The sequence below is a fragment of the Amycolatopsis sp. NPDC104819 genome, assembly GCF_055583145.1.
In genome coordinates this window covers 262,179-287,319 of record NZ_JBVJON010000011.1, presented here as the reverse complement: position 1 = coordinate 287,319, position 25,141 = coordinate 262,179, and the positions used below count along the sequence as shown (strand labels likewise).

General features: G+C 73.1%; 13 protein-coding genes. 8 read left to right on the top strand and 5 right to left on the bottom strand.

The features are described from left to right. Positions 1–146: 146 nt before the first annotated feature. The 4 genes from ACZ63E_RS32725 to ACZ63E_RS32710 are packed head-to-tail and all read left to right on the top strand — an operon-like array spanning position 147 to position 14,513. On the top strand, positions 147–3,923 hold the full coding sequence (locus tag ACZ63E_RS32725; RefSeq protein WP_465340054.1) for a non-ribosomal peptide synthetase: 3,777 nt from the start codon (positions 147–149) through the stop codon (positions 3,921–3,923). Further along, positions 3,920–12,403: an amino acid adenylation domain-containing protein gene (locus tag ACZ63E_RS32720; protein WP_465340053.1), complete on the top strand. Its 8,484-nt coding sequence runs from the start codon at positions 3,920–3,922 to the stop codon at positions 12,401–12,403. The genes ACZ63E_RS32725 and ACZ63E_RS32720 overlap by 4 nt, the downstream gene beginning before the upstream one ends. A 24-nt stretch (positions 12,404–12,427) precedes the next feature. Next, on the top strand, positions 12,428–13,300 hold the full coding sequence (locus tag ACZ63E_RS32715) for a TauD/TfdA dioxygenase family protein (protein WP_465340051.1): 873 nt from the start codon (positions 12,428–12,430) through the stop codon (positions 13,298–13,300). A gap of 1 nt (position 13,301) precedes the next feature. Beyond that, a complete protein-coding gene (locus ACZ63E_RS32710; protein ID WP_465340049.1) occupies positions 13,302–14,513 on the top strand; it encodes a cytochrome P450 family protein in 1,212 nt (403 codons plus the stop codon). A 17-nt stretch (positions 14,514–14,530) separates the two neighbouring features. On the opposite strand, the gene ACZ63E_RS32705 is transcribed toward ACZ63E_RS32710, so the two are convergent. Further along, positions 14,531–14,899 (bottom strand): winged helix-turn-helix transcriptional regulator, encoded by a 369-nt coding sequence (locus tag ACZ63E_RS32705; protein ID WP_465340048.1) that lies wholly within the window; start codon positions 14,897–14,899, stop codon positions 14,531–14,533. Here ACZ63E_RS32705 and ACZ63E_RS32700 point away from each other — a divergent pair. Continuing rightward, positions 14,898–15,461, top strand: a complete 564-nt coding sequence (locus ACZ63E_RS32700) for a hypothetical protein (RefSeq protein WP_465340047.1) — start codon at positions 14,898–14,900, stop codon at positions 15,459–15,461. The genes ACZ63E_RS32705 and ACZ63E_RS32700 overlap by 2 nt on opposite strands. An 11-nt stretch (positions 15,462–15,472) precedes the next feature. Here the strand turns inward: ACZ63E_RS32700 and ACZ63E_RS32695 are convergent, their stop codons facing one another. Next, positions 15,473–16,963, bottom strand: a complete 1,491-nt coding sequence (locus tag ACZ63E_RS32695; protein WP_465340046.1) for a serine hydrolase domain-containing protein — start codon at positions 16,961–16,963, stop codon at positions 15,473–15,475. A gap of 139 nt (positions 16,964–17,102) precedes the next feature. Between ACZ63E_RS32695 and ACZ63E_RS32690 the strand changes: the two genes are divergently transcribed. After that, positions 17,103–17,306: a hypothetical protein gene (locus tag ACZ63E_RS32690; protein ID WP_465340044.1), complete on the top strand. Its 204-nt coding sequence runs from the start codon at positions 17,103–17,105 to the stop codon at positions 17,304–17,306. Between the two features lie 190 nt (positions 17,307–17,496). Here the strand turns inward: ACZ63E_RS32690 and ACZ63E_RS32685 are convergent, their stop codons facing one another. Both ACZ63E_RS32685 and ACZ63E_RS32680 read right to left on the bottom strand, forming a co-directional pair. Further along, the gene (locus ACZ63E_RS32685; protein ID WP_465340043.1) at positions 17,497–20,160 is read right to left on the bottom strand and encodes a PQQ-dependent sugar dehydrogenase; all 2,664 of its coding nucleotides are present in this window, start codon (positions 20,158–20,160) and stop codon (positions 17,497–17,499) included. A 253-nt stretch (positions 20,161–20,413) separates the two neighbouring features. Then, positions 20,414–20,653 (bottom strand): hypothetical protein, encoded by a 240-nt coding sequence (locus ACZ63E_RS32680; RefSeq protein ID WP_465340042.1) that lies wholly within the window; start codon positions 20,651–20,653, stop codon positions 20,414–20,416. 550 nt (positions 20,654–21,203) lie between these two features. Here ACZ63E_RS32680 and ACZ63E_RS32675 point away from each other — a divergent pair. After that, positions 21,204–23,447 (top strand): RICIN domain-containing protein, encoded by a 2,244-nt coding sequence (locus ACZ63E_RS32675; RefSeq protein ID WP_465340041.1) that lies wholly within the window; start codon positions 21,204–21,206, stop codon positions 23,445–23,447. Here the strand turns inward: ACZ63E_RS32675 and ACZ63E_RS32670 are convergent. Next, positions 23,437–24,123, bottom strand: coding sequence for a TetR/AcrR family transcriptional regulator (locus tag ACZ63E_RS32670; RefSeq protein WP_465340040.1), 687 nt, complete (start codon positions 24,121–24,123; stop codon positions 23,437–23,439). The two genes, ACZ63E_RS32675 and ACZ63E_RS32670, sit on opposite strands and share 11 nt — an antisense overlap. 86 nt (positions 24,124–24,209) lie before the next feature. Between ACZ63E_RS32670 and ACZ63E_RS32665 the strand changes: the two genes are divergently transcribed. Further along, positions 24,210–25,079: an NmrA family NAD(P)-binding protein gene (locus tag ACZ63E_RS32665; RefSeq protein WP_465340038.1), complete on the top strand. Its 870-nt coding sequence runs from the start codon at positions 24,210–24,212 to the stop codon at positions 25,077–25,079. The last annotated feature ends 62 nt before the right edge of the window (positions 25,080–25,141 follow it).

Below are 25,141 nucleotides of genomic sequence, written 5' to 3'. Positions count from 1 at the left end.
CTCCGGCGGAGACTTCCGGGCAGACTTGCGCCACGACTCGTGATCACCCGAAGGTGTGGTGTTAACTGTCCGGACAGACAGAGAGCGTTTCCCCGACCTCGGCTGCGACGGCACATCGCCCGCCCTGCCCGGAAAGGCCGTCCTCGATGCAGGTGACCGCACCGCTGTCGTCCGGTCAGCAGCGCCTTTGGGCCGTGTCCCAGCTCGACGGGGCCGGCCCGGCCTACAACGAGGCCATGGCGTTCACCTTGCGGGGCCCACTGGACCGCGACGCGCTGCGCCGCGCGTTCGAAGCTCTCGCCGACCGCCACGAAGCCCTGCGCACCCGGTTCGCCGTCGAGGACGGCCGGCCCGTGCAAATCGTCGAACCCGCCGGCCACGGCTTCCCGGTCACCGTCACCGACGTGACCGGGCGGCCGGAGCGGGCGGCCGAGCTGCGGCGCACCGACCCGTTCGACGCGTTCGACCTGACCCGCGCGCCGCTCGGCCGGGCCCGGCTGCTGGCCGACGGCGCCGAGCACCACGTCCTGCTGATCACCGTCCACCACACGGTCTTCGACGGCTGGTCGCGCACGCTCATGCTGCGTGAGCTCGGGATCCTCTACGCCGCTCAGATGAGCGGAGAACCGGCTTCCCTGCCCGAAACGCGGCCCTACCGCGAGCACGCCCAGGCCCAGCAGGACTGGCTCGCCGGCCCCGGCCCGGCGCCGCACGAGGCGTACTGGCGGGACCGCCTCGACGGCGTCCCGCCGGTGCTGGAGCTGCCCGCCGACCGGCCGCGCCCGGCGCGGCAGGACCACCGCGGCGGCCGGGTGCCGCTCGCGCTCGGGCCGGAGCTCACCGCGCGGGTGAAGGCGGTGGCGCGCGAGCACGGCGGCACGCTCTACTCCGCCATCCTGACCTGCTGGTTCCTGCTGCTCTCCCGGCTTTCCGCCCAAACTGACATCGTTGTCGGCGTCCCCACCGCCAACCGCGGCGGCGGCGGGGGCGACCACCCCGCCACCCTCGGCTTCTTCGTCAACACGATCGCCGTGCGCGCCGAGCTGGGCGGCTCCCCCACCGGCGCCGGCCTGCTCCGGCAGGTCCGCGCTTCCCTGCGCGGCGCGCTCGACCACGTCGACCTGCCCTTCGAGCGGGTCGTCGAGCTGGTCAACCCGCCGCGCAGCCCGGCGCACACCCCGCTGTTCCAGACGATGTTCGCCTGGGTGCCGACGATGCACGACCTGCTGGAGCTGCCGGGCGTGGCCGTCACCTCGGTCGACGTCGAGCACGCGCCCGCGAAGTTCGACCTCGCGCTCGGCCTGGCCGACGAACACGGCGACGTCGCCGGGCACCTCGACTACGCCGTCGCCCTCTTCGACCACACCACCGCGCAGCGCTACGCCCGGTACCTCGTCCGGCTGCTCGACCAGCTGGCCGCCCGGCCGGACGCGGACGTCACGAGCTACGAGCTCCTCGACGACGCCGAGCGCGACGAGATCCTCACCGCCTGGAGCACCGGCCCCCGGCCGAACCGCCGGCCCGGCGGGCTCGTCGACCGGTTCACCGGCCACGCCGGCACGACGCCGGACGCCCCCGCGCTCGTCTGCCACGGCCGGACCCTCACCTACGGCGAGCTGGACCGCCGCACGACGAAGCTGGCGAACGCCCTGCGGGCCCGCGGGGCCGGACCGGGCGAGGTCGTGGCCGTCCTCAGTGGACGGTCGGCGGAGCTGGTGGTCGCCGTGCTGGGTGTGCTGAAGACCGGCGCCGCCTACCTCCCGCTCGACCCGGCCCAGCCGGAAGCCCGGCGAGCGGCGATGCTCGAGGACGCGCGCCCGGTGCTGGTCCTGGGTGACGACGTCCCGGCGCTGGAAGCCGAAGGCGACGAGACCCGGACCCCGGTGGCCACCGGCCCGCGGGAGACGGCCTACGTCATCTACACCTCGGGCTCGACCGGGCGTCCCAAGGGTGTCGCCGTGCCGCACCACAGCGTCCTCGCCCTGTTCGACCAGTGGCTCGACCGCTTCGGCGCGACGCCCGGCGAGGCGACGTCGGCGTGGTCGAGCATCGGCTTCGACGCCTCGGTGCACGAACTGCTGCTCCCCCTGACGACCGGCGCGGTGCTGCACGTGGTGCCCGAGGACGTCCGGGCCGACCCCGCGGCGCTGATGGCGTGGCTGCGCGAACACCGGGTGGTGCAGGCGTTCCTGCCCCCCGCGTACGTCCGCTGGATCGACGAAGACCCCGCCCGCGTCGCCGGGCTCGCGCTGCGGCACGTCCTCACCGGCGTCGAATCGTTGTCGGAGGCCGCGCTGGCGCGGTTCGCCGAAGCGGTGCCCGGGCTGCGGATCTGCTTCGGGTACGGGCCGACGGAAGCCACGCTCTACGCCACCGCCCACTTCGACCCGCGGCCGCTGGAGCGCCCGGCGCCGATCGGCCGGCCGCTGCCCGGTTCGCGGATGTACCTCCTGGACGAGCGGCTGCGGCCGGTGCCGCCGGGGGTCGCGGGTGAGGTCTTCCTGGCCGGCGACTGCCTGGCCCGCGGCTACCTGCACCGGCCGGGGCTGACCGCCGAGCGGTTCGTGGCGGACCCGTTCGTCCCCGGCCAGCGCATGTACCGCACCGGCGACCTGGCCCGCTGGCTCGCGGGAGGCGAAGCCGAGTACGCGGGCCGCCGCGACGACCAGATCAAGCTGCGCGGGTTCCGCATCGAGCCCGGCGAGGTGACGGCCGCGCTGCTGGCCGTCCCCGGCGTCCGCGAGGCCGCCGTGCTGGTCGACCGCGAAGGCGAGCCCCGGCTGGTCGCCGGGATCGCGGGCGGCGCCCGGACCCCGCACGAGTGGCGGGCCGCGTTGGCCGGCCGGCTGCCGGACTACATGATCCCGTCGGTGTTCGCGGAGTTCGACCGGCTGCCGCTGAACCGCAGCGGCAAGCTCGACCGCGACGCCGTCCTGGCGCACGCCCGGGCTTCGGCCCCCGCGGCGGTCAACACCGCCGCTCCGCGCGACCACGTCGAGCTGGCGCTGCTCCGGATCTGGCGGACCCTGTTGCTGCACCCCGCGATCGGCGTCTCCGACGACTTCTTCGACGTCGGCGGCACATCCATCTCGGCGATCAAGCTGGCCCACGCGATCGGCGCGGAGTTCGGCCGTGAGCTGCCGATCCGCGACGTCCTCGTGCACCCGACCATCGAGGCGCAGGCCGCGCTGCTGCGTGCGGAAACACCGCCGGAGGGCGGCAGCCTGATCGAGTTCCGCCGCGGCGCCGGTCAAGCGCGCGTCGTCTGCGTGCACCCGGCCGGCGGGACGGCGTTCTGCTACCTGCCGCTCAGCGCCGAGCTGCCCGAGGACGTCGGCGTGGCCGGGATCCAGTCGCCCGGGCTCAACCCCGGCGAAGAGCTGCTGCCGAGCGTCGAGGCGATGGCCGAGGAGTACCTGCGGCTCGTCGACCCGCGGCCCGGCGAAGCATTGGTCCTTTGTGGACTCTCCTACGGCGGCCTGGTCGCCTACGAGATGGGACGGCGGCTGGCCGGGCACCACCCGCGCGTCAGCGTTGTCCTGCTCGACACCACCGCCACCGACGACCCGGCCGCGAAGGCGGCGATCGAGCCGGTGCCGGCGGCCGAGTTCCGCGAGAAGCTGGTGCGGTTCAACGGGATGTACCCGGGCATCGAGGACGCGCAGATCGAGCGTTACCACCGCATGTACAACCACAACCGGCTGACCGCGCGCGAGCACGACCCCGGCGAGTCGGCCGCGCGGGTGGTGTTCGTGCAGGCCGTCGGCGAGGACACGATCCCCGGCACCGCGGAGTTCTGGCGCCGGCGCGTCCGCGGGGAGTTCGAGGTCGTCCCGGCCGGCTGCGGGCACTGGGACATGCTCGAAAGCGACGCGCTGCCGCTCGTCGCCAAGGTGATCACGGCCGAGCTGGCGGCCCGATGACGTCGCTCGCCCGCCGCGTCCACGACCGGGCCCTGCGGCACCCGGACGCCGTCGCCGTGTCCGACGGCTCGCGGCGGCTCACCTACGCGGAGCTGAACGCCGGCGCCGCGGCCATCGCGGAGTCGTTGTCACGCCTCGGGGTCGGCCCGGGTGACGCGGTCGCCGTCGGCCTGCCGCGCTCGGCGGAGCTGGTCCAGGTCATGCTGGGCGTGCTGCGCTTGGGCGCGCAGGTCGTGCCGCTGGACCGGCAGAGCCCGCCCGCGCGCCGTGACGTCATCCTCGCCGACGCGGGCGCGGCCGCCGTCGTCAGCGACGAGCTGCCCGGTGTCACGCCGGCCGAACTCCTGGCCACGACTGTGTCGCCCGGCCTGCCCGCCGAGCCCGCGCCGGCGTCGTTCCTCTTCTACACCTCCGGCACGACCGGGCGGCCCAAGGGCGTCGAGGTGCGGGACGCGGGTGTCCTGCGGCTCGCCGAACCCGGCTGGCTGGACGCGGGCAGCCGGTTCGCCTGCCTGGCCAACCCGGCGTTCGACGCGATCAGCTTCGAGGTGTGGGTGCCGCTGCTGACCGGCGGCACCTGCGTGATCCTCGACGACGAGACCGTGCGGGACCCGCGGGCGTTCGCCGACGCGCTGGTCCGCGAGCGCGTCGACACGATGTTCGTGACCGCGACGCTGTTCAACGCCGTCGCGGAGACCGTGCCGGGCAGCTTCGCGACCGTGCGCCGGGTCGTCATCGGCGGTGAGCAGCTCAACGCGCCCCTGATCCGCCGCTGGTACCGGGCCAACCCGGACTCGCCGACCCGGCTGCAGAACGGTTACGGGCCAACGGAAACGACGACGTTCGCGCTGAGCTACGCCATCCCGCGGGGCTTCGACGGAGACGTGGTACCGATCGGCCGTCCGCTGCCCGGCACCGGCGCGGTCGCCGTGACGCCGGACGAGCGGGTCGCCGCCGAAGGCGAGATCGCCGAGCTGTACCTCTCCGGCGCCGGCGTCGCGCTCGGTTATCGCGGCCTGCCGGCGGAGACCGGGCAGCGGTTCGTCCGGCTGCCGTGGTTCGACGACGGCCGTGCGCGGTTCTACCGGACCGGCGACCTGGTGCGGGTGCTGCCGGGCGGGCGGTACGCCTACGCCGGGCGGACCGACCGGCAGGTGAAGGTCCGCGGGTTCCGGATCGAGCCGGGTGAGCTGGAGCAACGCCTGCTCGCGCACCCCGGGATCCGGCAGGCCCACGTCGCCGTGCGCCGCGCGGCCACCGCCGAGCTGCTCGCGTTCGTCGTAGCGGGTGACCTGTCCTTCGACGCGTTCGACGCTCATCTGAGCGAAACCGTGCCGGTCTACATGCGGCCGCACCACGTCTTCCGCCTCGGCGAACTGCCCCGGAACGCGAACGGCAAGGTCGACGAAGCCGCGCTGCTGGCGGGCGGGTTCCCGCCGTGGCGACCGGACACCGGCGGCGACGCGACGGCGTGGGAGCACGAGGTCCTGGACCTCGTGGCGGACGTCCTCGGCGTCCCGGATCTTCGTCCCGGCGACACCTGGCTGCGGTCGGGCGGCGACTCGCTCAAGGCGTTGCGGCTGCGGTTCGCGATCCGGGAACGCTGGGGCGCGGACCTCCCGCCTTCGGTGGTGCAGCGCGGGAACTTCGCCGAGCTCGCCGCCGCCGTCTCCTCGGCCGGGCACGTGGTGTATCCCCCGGTGGGCGCGCCGACAACCGCGACGACGGCCCCGGCCACCAGCGAACAGCAACGGCTTTGGCTGCTGCAGCAACGGAATCCGGCTTCGACGGCGTACCACGTGCCGCTGGCTTTCGAGATCAGCGGCGCACCCGATGTCGAGGCGCTGCGCCGCGACGTCCGGGCGCTCGTGGAACGGCACCCGGCGCTGCGGACCGCGTTCGAGGCGACCCCCGACGGCCTGCGCCAGGTGCCGAACCCGGCGTACGACCCGTGGACCGAGCCTTCCGGCGACTTCTTCACCGCGCCGTTCGACCTCGCTTCCGGCCGGCTGCTGCGCGCGGCCTGGCGGCCCGAAGGCACGCTTCTGCTGTGCCTGCACCACATCGCGGTCGACGGCTGGTCGCTCAACATCCTGTTCCGCGAGCTGTCCGGCGAACCGCCACGACCGGACGCGCACACCCCGCTCGACTTCGCCGCCTGGCAGTCCCGCTGGTTCGCCTCCCCCGGCTACCGCGACCGGCTGACCGACCGGGCCGACGACGCCGAGCCACTCGGCGAAGCGTCCCTGGCCGGGCGGCTGCACACAACCCGGATCGACCACGAGCGGGTCGACGCATGGGCCGGCGAGCTGGGCCTGACGCGGTTCCAGCTCCTGCTCGGCGTGTTCGCCTGGAGCCTCTACGCCGTGACCGGGCGGACCCGGCCGCGGATCGCCGCGCCGGTGGCGAACCGGCCGGTGCGGGAGTTCGAAGACAGTGTCGGGATGTTCGCCAACACCGTCCGGCTGCCGCTGACGGTGGATCCGGACGAAGATCTGGGCTCCCAGCTCCGCCGGCTCGGCGAAGCGTCCGGCGCGGCCCTGGACGGCCAGGACGTCGCCTTCGCCGACCTCGATCCCGGGTACGCGGCGTTCGACTACCTGTTCGTCCTGGAGAACACCGACTTCGGCGCGCTGCGGCTGCCGGGTTGCCCGGTCAGTCCACAGTGGATCGAAGCGGCCGAGGCGAAGTGCGCGCTCACGCTGTCGGTCGTCGAACGGCTCGACGGCTTCGACTGTCTGTGGGAGTACGGCGAAGGCCACTTCACCGAAGCCGAAATCACCGCTCTCGGCGACGTCTTCGACCGCGCCTTGCACGGCGACGCGCAGACACCGGACCACCGCGACCACGGCCGTGGTGCCACGGCGGAGCTGACGTGGGAGACCGTGGCGGAAGGCTTCGCGCGTCAAGTCGCGCGGACGCCCGACGCCCCGGCCTTGACCGGCGAGACCACGCTGACCTACGCCGAGCTGGACGCGCACGCGGCCCGGCTGGCCGCCACCCTGCCCGCGGACGCCACCGACATCGCGCTGTACCTGCGGCCGTCGGCCGAACACGTCGTCGCGCTGCTCGCCCTCGCCCGGCTGAACATCACCGCCGTGCCGCTGGATCCCGCGTACCCGCCGGCGTTGCTGCGGGACGTGCTCGGCCAGGTCCGGCCGCGCTGCGTCCTGCTCGCCCCGGGGGAAACCTTCGAAACGGACGTCGAGCAGCGGTTCGTCACGCTCACCGACGGCCCGGTCCCGGAGGTCCCGGCCCGGCACGCGGGCCGGCCGCTCTACACGCTGTTCACGTCGGGCTCGACCGGTGTGCCGAAGGGGGTGCGCGTCCCGGACCGCACCCTGGCCAACCTGCTGCAGTGGCAGGACGCGCCGCCCGCGGTGACGCAGCAGTTCTCGATGCTGTCGTTCGACGTGTCGTTCCAGGAGATCTTCACGACCCTCTGCGGCGGCGGGCGGCTGCACCTGGTGCGCCCGGAGTGGCGGCACGACGTCCCGGCGTTGCTGGCCCGGCTGGACACCGCCGGGATCGAACGGATCTTCCTGCCGTACGTCGCCCTGCAGCTGCTGGCCGAGCACGGCGTCCGGCTCGGGCGGTTCCCGTCGCGGCTGCGGGACGTCGTCACCGCCGGCGAGCAGCTGGTGTGCACCCCGGCGATCCGCCGCTGGTTCGCCGGACTGCCCGGCGCGCGGCTGCACAACCACTACGGCCCGACCGAGACCCACGTCGTGAGCGCGCTGACCCTCGACGGCGACCCGGCGGAATGGCCCGAGCAGCCCGCGATCGGGCGTCCGGTGGCGAACGCGGTGCTGCGCGTCGCCGACGCCTCGGGCGCGCCGCTGCCGCCGGGGCACGTCGGCGAGCTGCTCATCGGTGGTCTGGCGGCGAACCGGTGTTACCTCGGCGACGCGGCTCCGGAGAAGTTCGCCGAGCTGCCAGAGCTGTACTACCGCAGCGGCGACCTCGCGCACTTCGACCGCGCCGGGCTACTGCACTTCGACGGCCGGGCCGACCGGCAGGTCAAGCTCAGCGGGTACCGCCTCGAGCTCGGGCAGGTCGAAGCCGCGCTGCTGCGGCACCCGGACGTCGTCAACGCCGTGGTCGTGCCCGAGGGCGGCCGGCTGGCCGCGTTCCTGGAGTGCCGCCGGACGCCGTCCGCTTCGGAGCTGGCGGACCATCTGGCGCCGCTGCTGCCGCCGCACGCGAGAGTGGACCGTTTCCGCGTTGTCGACGCCCTGCCGCGCACACCCAGCGGGAAGCTCGACCGGGACGCGGCGTCCCTGGCGCCGGGCACGGATCTGCGCCGGGCCTCACCGCCGTCGAGCGAGCTGGCAGCGTTGTTCGAGGAGGTGACGGGCGCGTCGATCGGGCCGGACGAGACGTTCTTCGCCGCGGGCGCCACCAGCCTTTCGTTGATGCGCTTTCACTTGCGCTGCGCGGAAGCCGGGTACCGGTTCACCGCGGCCGACCTCTTCGAGCACGTCACTTTGCGAGACCTGACGCGGCACCTCGAAAGCGGCCCGGCCCCGGCCCGGGTCGTTTCCGAGGCCGCGGCCGACGAGCCGGTGGCCGTGGTCGGGATGGCGGTGCGGCTGCCCGGCGCACCGAACCTGGCGGCGTTCTGGGACCTGGTCGTCGCCGGCCGCCGGGGCATCCGGGAGTTCCCGGCCGCCGACGGCCTGGTCGGCGCGCGCAGCCTGCTGGACGGGCCGCTGGAGTTCGACCCGGAGCACTTCGGGATCAGCCACCGGGACGCGGCGCTGATGGACCCGCAGCAGCGGCAGCTGCTGATGGCGTGTGTCGAAGCGCTGGCCCACGCCGGGGTCACCCGGTCGGACCGGGTCGGGCTCATCGCGGGGTGCGGGGAGAACACGTACTTCCAGGAGATGCTGCGCTCGGCCGACCCGGCCGCGCTTCCGGACGGTTTTCAGCTCGCTTTGCACCACGAGAAGGACTTCCTGGCCACGAAGGTCGCGTACCACCTGGATCTGACCGGCCCGGCCCTGACGACGCAGACGGCGTGTTCGAGCTCGCTGGTGGCGGTCCACCAGGCCGCGGGGATGCTGCGCGGCGGCGAGGCGGAGGTGATGCTGGCGGGTGGCGTGCTCGTCGACGTCACCCTGGCCGAGGGATACCGGTACCGGCCGCAGCACATCTTTTCGGCGGACGGGCACTGCCGGCCGTTCAGCGACGACGCGGACGGCACCGTCGGCGGGAGCGGCGTCGGCGTGGTGGTGCTGAAGCCGCTTTCGGCGGCCCGCCGCGACGGCGACACGGTGTACTCGGTGATCACGGGCTCGGCGCTGACCAACGACGGCGCGGTGAAGCAGGGCTACAGCGCGCCTTCGCCGGCCGGGCAGCGCGCGGCCGTCCAAGCCGCACTCCGGCGAGCCGGACGTTCCGGCGCCGACGTCGGGTACGTGGAGACGCACGGAACCGGCACCCGCCTCGGCGACCCGATCGAGGTGGCGGCGCTGCGCGAGGCGATGCCGGAGTCGACGGGCTGCGTGCTGTCGTCGGTGAAGAGCCAGATCGGCCACCTCGGCGCGGCGGCGGGCGTGGTGGGCCTGATCCGCGCGACCCTCGCCCTCCACCACGGCGTGCTTCCGCCGACGGTGGACTTCCGGGCGCCGAACCCGGCGTTGGACCTGGGGCCGTTCCGCGTGCCGACGCGGGCGGAGCCGTGGCCCGCGGGCCCGCGGGTGGCGGGGGTGAGCAGCTTCGGCATCGGCGGGACGAACGCCCACGTGGTGCTGGAGTCGGTCCGCCCGGCGGCGGTTCCGGCGCCCGAACCGGTGCGGTGCCTGGTGCTTTCCGCTCGCAGCGCGTCCGCGCTCCGCTTGACGGCGGCCCGCGTGGCGGACTACCTGACCGCGCACCCAGAGTCCTATGTGGACGTTCTCCGCCACCTGCAGTCCGGCCGCCCGGAGGCTCGCTGGCGCATGGCGGCGGTGTGCGAGGACACGACCGCGGCGGTGGCTTGGCTGCGCACGGCCGAACCCCTGGAGGTGCCCGACTCCGAGCTTTCACGTGAAAGCTCCGCTCTCGGTGCCGAGCTTTCACGTGAAAGCTCGGGGATCGCCTCGGGTGCGGCCGGGCTGGCCGCCGCCTGGGTGGGCGGGGCAGCCGTCGACTGGGGCCGCTCCTCCGCGCCCGCGCCGTGGGACTTTCCGCCGCCCGCCTTCGCCGTCCGTGACTTCGACTTCCCGCGGCGAGCCGCCGCCTCGCGGCTGCCCGAAAGCGACTGGCTCCACCAGCCCACCTGGGTCCGTCTCCGGCGAGCCACAACCGCAACCAAGACCGATCGTGTCCTCGTCATCTCCGGCGAAGGCCCGCTGACCGCCCCCGCGCTCGACGCCGCCTACCCGCGCGTCGTCCGGGTCCACGCCGCGGCGGCGTTCGCCCGCCTCGGGCCCGACACCTTCGAAGCCGACCCGGCCGACGTCGCGGACCTCCGTCAGGTCCTGGCCGCCCTGCCGGACACCGGCATCGACTGGCTCCACACCCTCCCCCTCACCATCACCGGCCCCCTCGGCGAGAACTCCCTCGCCCACGCGACCTGGGCCTGCCTCGACACCCCCGCCGCCCTGGTGCGGGCCGCCCACGACCGTCCACTCAGGACTTGGTGGATCTCGAACGGCGCAGCCCCCGCCACCACCGCCGTCACGCGGCCCGAAGCCGGGCTGCTCGCCGGGATCACGGCCGTCGGCCCGCAGGAGAGCGGGCTCCCCGGCCACTGGGTCGACCTGCCCGACCCGACCCTGGACCGCCTCGCCGACCTCCTCACCGGCCCGCCCCCGCCGGACCGGGTCGCGCTCCGGGCCGGTTTCTGGTGGACGGAGGAAAGCACGCCGGTCACCCCGGGCGAACCCGGCCACGGCGACGGCACCCACCTCGTCCTCGGCGGCACCGGCGGCATCGGCACCGCCGTCGCCGAAGACCTGCTCACCCGCACCACCGGCCGGGTAGTCCTGTTGGCGCGCAACCCCTTCCTGCCCGAAGCGCTCAAACCCTGGGCGGACCGCGTCGGCCTCCTCGCCGCCGACGTCACGACGATCACCGCCGACGAGGTCGACGCCGCGGTCGGCGAGCCCCTCGCCGGGATCGTCCACGCGGCCGGCGCCCCGACCGGCGGCCTGATCGCCACCCGCGGCGAAGGCACGCAGAACGTCAAGCTCGCCGGCGCCCTGCTCACGGAACAGCTGATCGAACGCCGCCAGCCCGCGTTCGCCGTCTACTGCTCGTCGCTGTCGGCGAGGTTCGGCGGCACCGGCCAGCTGGACTACGCCGCCGCCAACGGGTTCCTCGACGCCCTCGCCCACCGCGACGGCCCGACCGTCCGCCTCTCGATCGGCTGGGACGTCTGGCGTGACACCGGAATGGCCGTCACCGCACTGGAAACCGACACGCGGCACCAGGCGCACCTCGCGGTCGGTCTGAGCGACGAAGAAGGCCGCCGCACGTTCGCCCGCGCCTTGACCACGGGCCTCCCGCAGCTCCTCGTCGCGACGACCGGCCTCGACACGGCCCGCAGGTTCCACGAGCGGGAGATCACGGTCAAGCCGGCGGAAGCCGACCTGACCGAGGAAGTCCGCGCCCTGCTGGGTGTCGCCGAGCTCGACCCGGACGTGCCGCTGTACGACCTCGGCGCCGACTCCCTGACCCTGCTGGACGTCATCGACTCCGTGAAACGGCTCTACGGCGTCGACCTCGACCTCGCGTGGCTCGGGCCCGAGGTGACGATGACGGCGTTGCTCGCGAGGCTTTCCGAAGCCGGCGACACCGGCGAAGTGGTGGTGCAGGTCTGGCGCGAGGGGACCAAGCCGGACGTCGTGTGCCTCGTGCACCCGGTCGGCGGGGACGTCCACGCGTACCGCCCGCTCGTCGAGGCCCTGGACCCCGAGCTCGGCGTCTGTGTGATCGCCGACCCGGCGTTGAGCCGGCCGGAACCGCCCGGCTGGCCGATCGCGGACCGGGCCCGCCGCTATCACGCGGCGCTGCAGAAGCGTTTCCCCGGCCGGACCTGGCAGCTGGCCGGGTGGTCGTTCGGCGCCTGGGTCGCGACCGGCATGGCCGCCGAAGCCGAGACGGCCGGGCAGCCGGTGCGCGCCCTGCACCTCATCGACCCGCCGCCGCCCGGCGCGAGCGCCGCGGACTACAGCGACACGCAGCTGGAAGCGGTGTTCGAGCGTGAGCTGGGCGCTTCGAGCGGCACCGCCGGCGAGCACGCGCGACGGCTCGCCCGCGCGTGCCGAGCCAACCTGCGCAGCATGGCCGGCCACGAGCTGCCGCGCCTGGCCGCGACGCCGAGCCACGTCTGGCTCGCCACCGAACCCGAGCCCGGCCTGCCCGTCGGCGATCGCGAGGGCTGGCGCGCCCTGCTGCCCGAACCGAGCCGCTGGCACGCACTGCCCGCCACCCACTACGGCATCGTGCGCGCGCCGCACGTCACCGCCGTGGCCGCGGCCCTCGGACTGTGAGACCCACAGGGAAGAAAGGAAACCATGGAGCAGTACGAACTCGACGCCGTCAAGCGGATCACGACGCGGCCGGCGCGCGACTTCCGGACGTTGGCGGTGCGGGGCCTGACCCCGGTCATCGGCGCCGAAGTCACCGGCCTCGACCTGACCCGGGAGCTCACCGACGAGCAGCTCACCGAGCTGAAGACGGCGTTCCTCGACCACCACATGCTGGTGTTCCGCGACCAGGACATCACGGTGGCGGACCACAAGCGCCTCGCCGCGAGCTTTGGTGAGCTGCGCCCGGTGAACCCGCCGCCCGAGCACGGTGACCCGTACATCCTCGAGGTCGCGACCGCGCCGGAGTCGGCCAACGTGTTCGGCAACGGCTGGCACGCCGACGGCACCGCCGACGCCGAGCCGTCCCTAGGCTCGATGCTCCACATCACGCGGATGCCCGAGCCGGGCAGCGGCGGTGACACGCTCTTCGCGAACATGCACCTCGCGTACGACATGCTGTCGCCGAAGCTGAAGGAGCTGCTGGCGGGCCTGACCGCGATCCACGACGGCGCGCACGCCTTCCGCGGCCACAAGATCCCGGAAGGCTACGAGCCGCCGTCGAGTGAGCACCCGATCGTCGTGCGGCACCCGGAAACCGACCGGCCGCTGCTGTACGTCAACCCGGCCTACACCTCGCGCATCCCCCAGCTGTCGGCCGACGAGAGCCAGGCCGTGCTCGACCTGCTGTTCTCGATGGTGCCGAACCGGCCGATGCTGGCCTGCCGCGTGCGCTGGGAGCCGAACACGCTGGTGTTCTGGGACAACCGCTGCGTCCAGCACCACGCGACGTACGACTACTACCCGCACACCCGCTTCGGCCACCGCGTCGCGATCAACGGCGGCCCGCTGAAAGGCTGACATGTCGTCCGAACCTGTGGTGGACGTGGCCGACCCGGCCGTCCTCGGCGACCCGATGTGCGGGTACGACCGGGTCCTCGCCGAGGCGCCGGTCTGCTGGGCCCGGCTGCCCGGCGGCGGCGAAGGCTGGCTGGTCACCGGCAGCGACGCCGCCCGCGCGGTGCTGTCCGATCCCGCCGTGCGCAACGATCCCACCGGCCTGCCGGGGCAGGGCGCGCAGACGCAGGAGGAGGCGTTCCTCGCGCTCGGCACGCCGCCGGAGCACCTGCCGTACCTGCGCGCCAGCCTGCTCAGCCTCGACGGCGCCGAGCACACCCGCCTGCGTCGCAGCATCAGCCACGCGTTCAGCGCGTCGCGGGTCGCCGCGCTGCGCCCCCGGGTGCAGGAGATCGTCGACGGCCTGCTCGACGGCCTGGACGGCGCGACGGCGGACCTGCTCGCCGACTACGCGTACCCGCTGGCGATGGCCGTGGTGTGCGAAATGGTCGGGGTGCCCGAAGCGGACTGGGCGGACTGGTACCGCTGGGGCAAGGTGCTGGTCGAAGGTGACCCGGCGCGGATCACGCCGACGCTGGGCGAGATGTTCGCGTACTGCCACGCGCTGGTGGACCGGCGCCGCGCCGAACCGCGGGAAGATCTGCTCAGCGAGGTCGTCGCCCAGGACGACCTGACCGACGTCGACGCCGTGGCGCTGGTGGTGTTCCTGGTGCTGGCGGGCCACGAAACGATGGCGCACATGCTGTCCAACGCGGCGCTTGCGCTCATGCGCGACCCGGCCCAGCGCGAGCTGCTGCGCGCGGAGCCGGAGCTGTGGCCGGCGGCGGTGCGCGAGCTGGTCCGCACCGACGGCCCGGTCCAGCTGGCCCGCCTCCGTTACGCGGCAACGGATCTGGAGGTGGCCGGCGTGCAGATCGCCGCGGGTGACGCGGTCCAGGTGGTGCTCGGCGCGGCCAACCGCGACCCGGCACAGTTCGCCAACCCGCACACGGCGAACGTCCGCTGGCAGGCCCAGCACGGCGGCCGCGAGGGCGGCGTCGGCTTCGGCTGGGGACCGCACTTCTGCCTGGGCGTGGCCCTGGCGAAGGTGGAGGCGGAGGTGGCGCTGCGGAGCCTGTTCGACCGCTTCCCGGCGGTGACCCCGGTGGCCGAGCCGAAGTGGGTGCCGCTGCCGCGCGGGCGGCACCGGGTCGACCTGGAGGTCCACCTCCGCTGAGCCGCGCCGGGCGCGGGTCAGTGCCCGGCGAACACGACCGCGTCGGCGCAGCTCATCGCCGCGTCCGGGGCGGCCTCGCTCCGGGTGTGTCGCAGGTGCGCTTCGCCCCACACCCGGACCTCTTCGACGACCGGCAGGACCGTGGTCCCGTACGGCGTGAGCCGGTAGAGGACGCGGGCCGGGACCGGGCCGGTCACCACGCGCTCGACGAGCCCGTCGGCTTCGAGCTCGTGGGCGAGCCAGTAGAGCAGGGTCAGCTTCCACTTCCCGCCGACCGCCGCGAACGCCGCGGCCATCGGGCAGCCGGGCAGCGGGTTCGGGCGTGCGGGGTTACCTGAAGGTGCGTTCTTGTCCACGGCGGTGCTCCACTCCGATAGTCGGACCATGACCGTGCCATACAAGCGAATCCTGATCGCCGTCCTGTCCGCCCTCCTGCTGGTCGCGTCCGCGGCGTCCGGTGGCGCGGCAACACCACCCGGCGGCCAGCGGGACTTCGACTGGGAGATCGGCACCTGGCGCAGCACGGTGCGGGTCCTCGCCGAGCCGCTCTCCGCATCCGCCGACACGTGGCTGCAGTTCGCGGGCACCAGCACCGTACGCCCGCTCATGGACCGGCGGGCGAACGTCGTGGAGTTCGCGGTCTCGGGGCCGGACGGAAGCATCAACGCGCTCAACATGCGCCTGTACGAACCACAGGCCGAGCGGTGGAGCCTGACCTTCGTCAACCTCCGCGACGGCCTGCTCACCCCGGCGGTGTACGGCGGTTTCCACAACGGCACGGGTGAGTTCTACGGCGACGACCAGCTCGCCGGCCGCCCGATCAAGGTGCGGTTCCTGATCTTCCGGCCGGGTCCGGACGAGGCGCGCTTCGAGCAGGCCTTCTCGGCCGACGGCGGCACGACGTGGGAAACGAACTGGCTGGCCGTCGACCGCCGGACCCGCGGGTAGCGGACGAACGCTCAGCGTGGCTCGCGAGCGAAAGCGCCGACCGGCATCGTCACGTCGGCGCTCGAGGCCCCGCACTCGAGCATCCACAGCGCCGCGGCGGGACCGAGGTCGCGGCCCAGAGCCCCGAGCGCGTCCGGATCGGGGGCGACCGCGCGCGCTTGCTCCACCCCGTGCGCAAACGCTTCCGGATCCCAGCCACGCACGTCGGCCCCGCCCAACGACCGTGCCCCCGAAGCGAGCGCCGTGACCGGGAGCGGGTCGAGGACGCCGAGCAGCCCGTGCGTCCGCTCCCCCACCAGAACGCCCATCCAGCGCGAGGTTTCCGGGGTCGGCCGGGGCCCGGTCCACCGCGCTCGTCCGTCCATGTCCGGGAGGCTCTCCGGGACACCGGACACGGCCCAGCGGCCCGCCCACTCGACGGCCAGGCCCGGCGCGCTGCGGGTGGCGGGGTTGTGGAACCGGGCCATGTCCCACCGGTTGCCGACCGCGACGGCGGCGAGGTCGCGGTGCGGCCAGACCCGGGCCTCCCACCAGAAGCCCCACGGGAACGCGGCGGTGTGCCCCCACCACCAGTCCGGCCCCAGCTCCGGGTCGGCGAGCTCGAGCGTCAGGCCGGAGTACGACCGGACGCCGTGGCTCGGGCGGGCGACCCGCGGCGTCACCATGGCCGCGAGCGACTCCGCCCGGACGAGACCGTGGTCGCCGCGGGCGGTGCGCAGCAAGGACTGCAGCAGCCGCCCGGCGTCCGCGACGCTCGTGTGCATCCCGACGCCCGGGTAGGCGGAGGTGCGCAGCGGCGGGCTCGGCAGGCACCAGTCGCCGAACGCCATGTACCCGGTCGCCCGGTCGCCGGTCCGGTCCGGCGCGCCGGTCGCCCACGGGTTCCGCGTGCCGTCCTCGACGCTCGTGGCGGTCATCCCGGCCGGCGCGAACACGTGCTCGTGGACGCGCGCACCGTAGGGTTCACCGGTTAGGTGCTCGACGGCGCCGCCGAGCACCCCGACACCGAAGCTGGAGTACGAGTAGGGGCCCGGTTTTGTCACCAGCGGCAGCGCCCCGCCGTACTCGACAGCGCGCCCGGCTTCGTGGCGGCGCCGGACGTAGTCGAGGACCGGTTCGGCGGGCGCCGCGTGTGCCGTGGCCGTGACGATGTCGCCGTAGTAACCACCTTGGTGGGCGGCCAGCATGGCCGCGGTGACGGGCGCCGGGTCGGGGCCGCGCAGCCCCGCGGGCAGCACCTGGTCGATCGGCGTGTCGAGGCCGAGCGCGCCGGCCTCCACGAGCTGCATGAAGGCCAGGCCCGTGACGGGCTTGGTGAGCGACCCGGCCGGCGCGACCGTCTCGCCGGTCATCGGCGTGCCGGCGCCGAGGTCCGCGAACCCGGTCGCGGCGGTGCGCAGCTCGGTGCCGGTCACCACCGCGACGGCCACCCCGGGCGTGCCGGTGACCGCCGCCAGCCGGGGCAGGACGGTGTCGAGCGCCCCCATCACGTCGTCGAGCATGCCTCTCCTCGCCGGGTGCCACGAACGGGTGCCCGTTCGGCAGGAGATCATCCCCTGGTGCGGGGAGGTCGGGCGTCACCGGGTCCCGGGAGACGGCTCTCGAGCTACGTGAACAGGAGGGTGCACCACCACGATTCCGGTGGACCACTCGCAGTCCGCCGTCTTCGACGAGTTCGGTGCCGACCGCTACAGCGGCCTCGCCCTCCCCGGCTCGGACTGGCTGGTCGTCGCCGGACCGGGTGGCGCCTTGTTCCGCACGTCGGACCGTGCGCTTCCCGCCGAGGTCACCCTCGAAATCTGGCCCGACGCTCCCGGCGAACCACCGGACTCCTTCGCCCAGTGACAAGACCGTCGCGCTCCCGAAGCCGGGGGACTACGGCCTCCGCGCGTCTCGAATCGGCTCCCACAACATCGCCGAGGACGGCGATCCCGATGTCTACCGGGAAGTCTGGAACGTCAAGATCTGGCCGCGAAGCTGAGGGCGGCCCGCCCCCGAACTTCCGGAGGCGGGCCGCCTTTCGTTCACTCAGCTGTCACCAAGGGCGGTCGACTGCCCCGCCCGCGACGGTGTAGGTGATGTAACCGCCCTGGAAGTCGCTGCGGTACACCCCTCCCGTCACGTACTCGTCCGTCGTCGGGTAACGCAGGTAGGACCGCTCCCACCCGAGCGCCGCCCAGCGCTTGCGGATCTCGCCCTTCACCGCGTGCGCACCCGTGGCCACCGTGTAGTAGATCGAGTGCTCGTACGCGCCGAGCCGGAAGTGGTTGTACCGGCCCACTCCGTCCGGCGTGCCGCCCTCGTCCGTGGTCGGGTAGCCCAGGCCGCGCTCGTAGTCCAGCGCCGCCCACTTCTTCCGGATCTCACCGAAGATCGCGTGCGCGCCGGTTCCGGCCGTGTAGTAGATCGACCCGATGTTCCCGTTGTTGGTGAAGTGGCTGTACTGCGCCACACCGTCCGGAGTGGACGCCGTGTCAGTCGTCGGCGGCCCCAGCTTGGCGTGCCCGCCGAAGGTGAGGTACTTGTCCCGCACCGGCCCGGTGATGAACTTCGTGCCCCCGACGGCACTCCAGTACAACCGGCCGTTGACGTACGTGCGGTAGTGGACCGTGCCGTCGGTGACCTCGGCCGCCGTCGGCGCCCCGAGCTTCGCCCGCAACGCGGCGTCGCCGTCGTAGCGCTGGTCGATCGGCGTCGCGTAGTTCGCCGTCAGCGTCAGGTCGGTCGTGCCGACGGTGACCACCCACGTGGTGCTCGTCGGACCGCCTTGCCAGCCGGTGAACTTCGAGACACCGTCGGTGCCCAGCGGCGCGGCCTCGACGTCGAACGTGGCCCCTTCGGTGACCATGGCGGAGCTGACCCCGCCCTCCACCGGGATGCTCAGCGCCGCGGGCTGCGTGCCGACCAGGGTGATCCGGTGCTCACGCGGCCGGGCCACGTAGGTCTTCGACGTGACCACGCCCGCGCTGTCGGTCACCGTCGCGGTGAACTCCATGCGGGAGTCCGGGTGGTCGGTGAACGGCTGCGCGAAACTCGCGCCCGTCCCCCCGACACCCGGGTGCGAGTGACAGGTCGCCTCACTCGGGCAGTGCCGGACCGCGGTGGTCCACGTGATCGGCAAGGCGCCGTCCTCGGCGTCCGTGGCGGTGGCGCTCAGCGAGACCTGCTGGTTCACCGCGAAGGTCGCGGTGTCCCCCGGCGTGGTCACCGTGAGCGCCGGGCTGTGGTTGCCCGGCGCCACCACGACCGTGGTCGTGCCGGTGGCGCCCAGCGGGTCGCGCACCGTGAGCTTCGCGGTGAACGACTCCGTGCCCGCTGCATAGGTGTGGTTCACCTTCGGGCCGGCGTCGGCCGCGGTGCTCCCGTCCCCGAAGTCCCAGTCGTACTTCAGCGGGTCGTTGTCGTAGTCGACCGACGCGGAGCCGTCGAAGGAGACCGTGCGGGTGTCCGGGTCGGTGGTCGACGACGCGCTCGCCACCGGCGCGGTGTTGCCGGCCGTGTAGGTCAGCCGTCGCAGCTTCCCGGTCAGGATGTCCGAGTAGACGATGTCGCCGTTGGCCGCGGCCGCGAACCTCGTCGGGCCGCCGATGTCGGTGAAGGGCGGCGGGTTCTGCGGGGCCTGCGTGAGCTTGCCCTGGTCGTCGTATCTCATCGTCCAGATCTTGTGCGTCACGTAGTCGCCGAAGAAGTACGACCCGCGGTAGGCGGCGGGGTAGCTCGATCCGTTGTAGACGACGCCGCCGGTGACGCTGTTGCCCTGCATCGCCCCGGTGCCGTGCAGGTACTCGAAGATCGGCGGCTGGTTCGCCACGCCGGCACACCCCGCGAGGCTGGTGTAACCCGGCGTCGGGTGGTTGCCCTCCCAGCACGGCCAGCCCTGGTTGCCGCCGCGCTGCACGACGTCGACCTCTTCCCAGGTGTTCCAGCCGACGTCACCGGCGACCGGCAGGCCCAGGTTCGGGTCGATGCTGAACCGGAACGGGTTGCGGAACCCGCGCGCGTACACCTTGCTCGCCGTCGACGAGGGGTTCGCGGCGTCGTAGTACGGGTTCCCCGGCACCCCCTTGCCGTCGGCCGCGAGGTGGAAGATCTTGCCGTACGGCTGGTTGACGTCCTGCGCCCGCAGCGAACCCGGGTCGACCTGCGTGAAGTCCCCGTTGTCGCCGACGGACGTCCAGATCGTGCCGTCCGCGGCGGCGACGACGCCGTTGATGGCGTGGACGTTGTGGATGCCCGGCACCTCGAACAGCGACTGCTCACCGGTCAGCCCGGTCGGCGCGCCCGCCGCGTCCACGGTCACGGTGAACCGCGACAGCCGCATGACAAAACCGCTGCCGACGTCGAGCGACCGCGTCAGGTAGAGACTGCGCGACGTCGCATAGTCCGGCGCGACGGCGACGCCGACCAGGCCGAGGTCGCCGATGACGCGGGTCGGCAGCGTCGCGAGCGTCCGCGGTGTCCCGGTGGCCGGGACCCACTGGACCCGCCCGTCCTTCGCCGTGGCGACGACGGACTGGTCCGGCAAGTACCCGAAGTCGGTCAGCTGGTACTGCCCCAGCCCCGTGTCGGTGTCCCTCAGCACGAATCCCTGCGGAAGAGCCGCGTCCGCGACCCCGGTGGACATGACGGGCAGTAACGCCCCGGTCAGCAGGGCTGCCACCACAGTGTGTCTTAACGCTCTGAGCCTTCCCAAAGTCATACCGGCCCCCTTCCAGGCGGTCGTTTATCGCCTGAATGGTTAGTCCGGTTGCACCTGATCGGGCATATTTACCGTTTTGTGACTAATGGGGCAGCGGGCTGGAAAGCACCACGCTGGTCGGGCGCCGCACCCCGTGTTTCGGTGGAGGCGGGTCAGGGTCGCGGCGGGCCTGGTTTGGGGTCGGGGTGCGCCGGAGCTGCATCGGCCGATGCCTCGCACCAGATCCCACCGGAGCCGCGCCCGCCCACCCGGGCTACCGCGTGTCGAGTTCGTCGTCCAGTGCGGCTTGTAGCTTCGCGGCCGCCCGGGTCAACGCTCGGTGGGTCAGCGCCACGGCGACCGCCGCCGCGAAGACTCCCGCCATCGCCCACGCGCCGCCGCCCTCGTCGGCCGGGACGACGGCGAGGACCACCAAGGCGAACAGCAGCCACCGGTTGCGGACGGCGGGACGGACCCGCGCGCCGGCGACCCGGCGCCGGGTGACCAGGGACATCGGACCATGAGCTCCCACGGACACCGACCTTCCGTCGGACCGGCCACACCTGGTGACCGATCGCGAACAAGAGACGTCCCGACAGTCGCGAAATCCGCCATCGGAGTTACCAGTTTGACCACCTCTGACTCGCCGTGAACATCAATCCACTCGAAAGAGTGAGATGCACAGTTGTTGCCTTTTTGTGCCCTCTCGTAAAACTATCCCGCCGCCAAAAACTTCTTCACATTCCCAATCCAGGCAAGCGATCGGGAGCCGGACGCCGGTCAGCCAGGAACCACCGTCGAATTCGTCGAACCGGACATCCACCCGCCACCCAGGACGTGGCACGAATAGCCGGACTTTCGTTTTCCACCAAGAAAATCGGCGATTTCCCCCCGGGTCGACGTCCGGGCACCCGCAGCGGGCACCCCACCCTCTACGCCCGGAGCACCGATCACACCCATGACTGATGTTGATTGATTTCGAGTAGTTTCTTGCGACTTTGTGCATCTTCGTGCAGACTGCGAGCACGCCGACCACCCGCCCGTGCGGAGATCGAGGAGTTCCGATGCGTCCTGACCGGTCGTCCCGCGCGCGGCGCGGCTCGCACGCCCTCCTGGCCGCCGTGGCCGCGGCCGCGCTGGTCAGCGGCGCCCCACCCGCCGCCGCCACGCCCGCCACCACCACGCCCACCGCCACACCGCCCACCGACGGCTACACCGTCTCCGTCGGCGCGACGCACCCGTGGTCGACCCCGACCGACTCCCCCGCGTCCCCGTACGTCGACCGTGACGGTACGTTCTACTTCCAGCAGTCCGCCGCCCTCTACGGCGCCACGGACCCGCGCGAATGGGACTTCTACAGCGGCCGCGACTTCGACAGCTTCACCAGGAACGCCGTCAGCGACGCGGTCAACCCGGCTAACCCCGACGACCGCAACAACAACACCACCTGGCGCTGCAACACCAGCCCCACCGGCGTGGAGTCGACCGCCGCGCCCTCGGGGTCGCGGTACGCGCAGAAGAACTACTGCGACCTCGTCGGCACCTGGGTCGACCCGGACACCGGCGACTGGTACGGCTTGGTGCACAACGAGTTCACGCCGCAGCCGTTCGGCGACGGCCTGCACTACGACGCGATCGACTACGCGGTCTCGACCGACCGGGGCCGGACCTGGGCGATCAAGGCCCACGTCCTCACCTCGCCGTACAGCACCCGGCGCGGCGACACCACGGCGTTCCCGAACCAGACCTACTACTACGGCGACGGCGACCAGCGCCTCTACGTCGACGCGGCTTCCGGGTACTTCTACGTCTTCTACGGCTCGCGCGTGGTCGACAAGAACGGGAGCTGGAAAGCGTTCTACGCCCACGTCGCCCGCGCGCCGATCGCCTCGAAGATGGCGCCCGGCTCCTGGCGCAAGTGGTACGACGGCGCCTGGACCGAACCCGGTGTGGGCGGCAGGGAAAGCAACCAGGTGCCGGCCGGCACGGACAACCCCGCCGGCTACACCCCGCCCGCCCAGGAGTACAACCCCGCCAACACCGGCACGGCCGACCAGCAGGTCGCGGCGGGCAAGATGCCCGCGACCTCACCGCTGTTCGTCATGGACATCACCTACAACGCCTACCTCGGCCTCTACATCGGTGAACCGCAGGCGGTCGACCAGAGCGGCAACGCGCCCCAGCAGTACTACGCCACCGACGACCTGGCCACGCAGAAGTGGTTCCCGATCGGCACCACCGGCGGCTACCACACCGCGTCCTGGTACCGGTGGTTCGTCGACTCCGCGAACAAGACGAGCTCCACCATCGTCGGCAAGGACTTCCGCGCCTACTGCTCGTTCGGCTGCTCCGGCGACGCTTCCGGGGAGTACGTGGAGGTCTCGATCGACAACCCGCGGCGCGCGCCGGTTCCCTTCGACCCGGCGAAGACCTACCGGATCGCCGACGGCGCCGGCCGGGTGCTCGCTCAGGCTCCCGGCGGCTCCGCGACGACGTCGGTCGCGGCCGGCGACGGGTCCGCCGCGCAGGCGTGGACGTTCACCGGCAACGGGGACGGCTCGTACCGGATCACGAACGCCGCGAGCGGGCACCTCCTGGGCGTGGGTTCCGCCTCCGCGGCGACGCGGGCGTGGGGCACCGCGCCGACGGTGACGGCGGCCGGCCCCGGCGGCCCGGCCGTGGGTCAGCAGTGGTTCGTCGTTCCCGGCCCGTCGGGCGCCTACCGGCTGGTCAACCGCTACAGCGGCTTGGTGCTGGGCCTGCCGGCGACCACCGGACAGCCGGCCGAGACGACACCGGTCCGCCACTGGACGGACCGGACGGGCTCGGCGGTGGGCGGCGGCCGCACCGCGGCGCAGCAGACGCTCGCCATCACGCCGGCGGGAACCGCCGGCGGCCTGGACGGCACCCACGTCCTCACGGCGGGCGGCAAGGCGCTGGACGTTCCCGGCCACAGCACCACGCGCGGGACGCAGCTGGTCACGTGGACCCCGAACGGCGGCGCGAACCAGCGCTGGACCTTCACGCGGCAGCCGGACGGGTCCTACGAGCTGCGCAGTGCCGAGTCCGGCCTGTGCGCGGACGTCGACGGCGGGCGCACGACGGCCGGCGCGGCCGTCATCCAGTGGCCCTGCACCGGCGGGGACAACCAGCACTGGACCGCCGTCCGGCGCGCCGACGGCACCGTCACACTCACGTCCGTCCACAGTGGCCTGACGCTGACCACGGCGTCCGCCGCCGACGGCGCCCGGGTCACCCAGCAGGCCGGCGCCGGAGCCGACGGCCAGCGGTGGTCGGTCAGCGGCTGAGCCACTCCGCCAGCAGCGCGCGTTCCGCGTCGGTGAGCACGGCCAGCTCCGGCATCACCGCGCGGAACACGTTGACCACCGCGCCCGGATCGGACGCCGGCGGCGCCGGCACCGACGTGAGCACGGTCGCGAGGACGGCCGTCAGCAGGTCTTCGGCCAGCGCCGGGTCACGCCGGTCTTCCGGGCGGCCGAGCAGGGTGAAGACGGCGCCGGTGCCGGCCGCGTGGATCACGTCGACCGCGCGCGCTTCCGGCACCGCGAGAAGACCCGCGGCGGCCACCCGCGTGACCCGGGCGCGGAGCACCTCGGCACCGGCCGCCGTCGCGGGCGAGTCCCGCAGGCGGCCCGGCACGGCGAGCATCAGGAAGACTTCGGGGTTGGCGAGGGCGAACGCGATGTGCGCCCGCCACGCGGCGCGCAGGTCGTCGACCGGGTCGCCGTTCTCCCCCGCGGCCTGCTCCGCCTTGCCCGCGGCGTAGCCGGCCATCACGTGCTCGGCGACCGCCCGCAACAGACCGTCCTTGTCGCCGAAGAGCCGGAAGATGGTCGGCGGCGGCACGCCCGCCGCCTGGGCGACCGCGCGGGTGGTCACCGCCCGCGCCCCGTCGTCGTGGAGCAGCTCGGCCGCGGCGGCGATGATCCCGGACCGGACGTCGACGGCGGCCTCTCCCTGCATGAACCAATGGTATCAGGATCGCGATACCACTGGTTCGGATCAGTGGTATCGTCGAAAGTGAACCAGTGATTCACAGAGGAGAACCCATGATCGTCGTCACCGGCGCCACCGGCCGCCTCGGCTCCCGGATCGTCGAAAACCTGCTCGGCCGCGTGCCCGCGGACACCGTCGGGGTGAGCGTGCGCGACCCCGGCGCCGCCGCCGGGCTCGCCGCCCGCGGTGTCCGCGTCCGCGCCGGGGACTTCACCGACCCGGCCACGCTCGACGCCGCGTTCGAGCAGGCCGACCAGGTGCTCGTCGTCTCGGCCGCGATCCGCGGCCCGCAGGCCGCCGAAGCGAGCCAGGCCGCGATCGACGCCGCGGTCCGGGCGGGCGCGTCGCGCGTGCTGTACACCAGCCACCAGATGGCCTCGGCGGACTCCCGCTTCGACCCCGGCCGGCAGCACGCGGCCACGGAAACCCATCTGGCGGCCCAAAAAGTCGCTTCGACCGCGCTGCGGCACGGGTTCTACGCGAGCACGTTCGAGTACTACCTCGCGGACGCGCTGCGGACGGGCGAGCTCCGGCTCCCGGCCGACGGCCCGGTCTCCTGGACGGCCCACGACGACCTCGCCGAAGCCGACGCGCTCGCGCTGACCCGCCCCGGCGCGTTCGACGGCCCGACCCCGCCCCTGACCGCCCCCGAGCTGCTCGACTTCGCCGACGTCGCGAACATCGTCGGCGACCTCACCGGCCGCACGATCAAGCGCATCGTCGTCGACGACGAGGAGTGGACGGCGGCGGTCACCGGGCAGGGGATGCCCGCGGCGGCGGCCGAGTTCACCCTCGGCATGTTCCGCGCCGCCCGGGCCGGCGAGATGGCGGTCACCGACCCGGCGCTCGAGACGCTCCTGGGCCGCCCGGCGACCTCGGCGCGTTCGGTGCTCGAAGCGCTTGTTCGCCGAGAATCGGCTTAGGGCCGGTAGCCAAGCCGATCGAAACCGAGGAAGCCGGACGTGCCGCGAATGACTCGTTGCGG

Bases quoted from the DNA above. Each gene is read 5' to 3' on its own strand.
- ACZ63E_RS32725 (WP_465340054.1), top strand. From the start codon at position 147: ATGCAGGTGACCGCACCGCTGTCGTCCGGTCAGCAGCGCCTTTGGGCC.
- ACZ63E_RS32720 (WP_465340053.1), top strand. From the start codon at position 3,920: ATGACGTCGCTCGCCCGCCGCGTCCACGACCGGGCCCTGCGGCACCCG.
- ACZ63E_RS32715 (WP_465340051.1), top strand. From the start codon at position 12,428: ATGGAGCAGTACGAACTCGACGCCGTCAAGCGGATCACGACGCGGCCG.
- ACZ63E_RS32710 (WP_465340049.1), top strand. From the start codon at position 13,302: ATGTCGTCCGAACCTGTGGTGGACGTGGCCGACCCGGCCGTCCTCGGC.
- ACZ63E_RS32700 (WP_465340047.1), top strand. From the start codon at position 14,898: ATGACCGTGCCATACAAGCGAATCCTGATCGCCGTCCTGTCCGCCCTC.
- ACZ63E_RS32705 (WP_465340048.1), bottom strand. From the start codon at position 14,899: ATGGTCCGACTATCGGAGTGGAGCACCGCCGTGGACAAGAACGCACCT.
- ACZ63E_RS32695 (WP_465340046.1), bottom strand. From the start codon at position 16,963: ATGCTCGACGACGTGATGGGGGCGCTCGACACCGTCCTGCCCCGGCTG.
- ACZ63E_RS32685 (WP_465340043.1), bottom strand. From the start codon at position 20,160: ATGACTTTGGGAAGGCTCAGAGCGTTAAGACACACTGTGGTGGCAGCC.
- ACZ63E_RS32680 (WP_465340042.1), bottom strand. From the start codon at position 20,653: ATGTCCCTGGTCACCCGGCGCCGGGTCGCCGGCGCGCGGGTCCGTCCC.
- ACZ63E_RS32675 (WP_465340041.1), top strand. From the start codon at position 21,204: ATGCGTCCTGACCGGTCGTCCCGCGCGCGGCGCGGCTCGCACGCCCTC.
- ACZ63E_RS32670 (WP_465340040.1), bottom strand. From the start codon at position 24,123: ATGCAGGGAGAGGCCGCCGTCGACGTCCGGTCCGGGATCATCGCCGCC.
- ACZ63E_RS32665 (WP_465340038.1), top strand. From the start codon at position 24,210: ATGATCGTCGTCACCGGCGCCACCGGCCGCCTCGGCTCCCGGATCGTC.